This window comes from Vogesella mureinivorans (assembly GCF_007644035.1).
Lineage (GTDB): Bacteria > Pseudomonadota > Gammaproteobacteria > Burkholderiales > Chromobacteriaceae > Vogesella > Vogesella mureinivorans.
In genome coordinates, this window is the sequence record NZ_VMTV02000303.1 from 1 (window position 1) to 331 (window position 331).

At 71.0% G+C, this 331-nt stretch carries 1 protein-coding gene; it reads right to left on the reverse strand.

What is annotated here, in order from left to right; genetic code table 11:
- On the reverse strand, positions 1-331 hold a 331-nt coding region (locus tag FLQ44_RS09870; protein WP_206208795.1), incomplete at both ends, for a purine nucleoside phosphorylase YfiH/LACC1 family protein.

The following is a 331-nucleotide window of genomic DNA, read 5'->3' on the forward strand; positions in this document are numbered from 1 at the left end:
GACTGGCCATGCGTCCGCTGCGGCCGTCGCGGCGGTGCGAGAAGAAGCGTGTGGTCTCGCTGATGGTGCAGCGTCCGCCGCCGTACACGGCATGCACGCCAGCCGCCGCCAGCCGCTGCCGCGCCAGCACATACAGATCGCAGAGCCAATGGCCCGGTCGGGAAGCGACGAAGGCGGAGGCTGCCGCGGCATCGCGGTCGACGAAGGCCGCGCGGACTTCGTCGCCGACCTCGTAGGCCTGCGGACCTGCGGCGGGCCCGAGCCAGGCGATCAGATCAACCGGCGCGCTGCGCATCGCTGACACCGTGTTTTCGAGCACGTCCGCGCATAG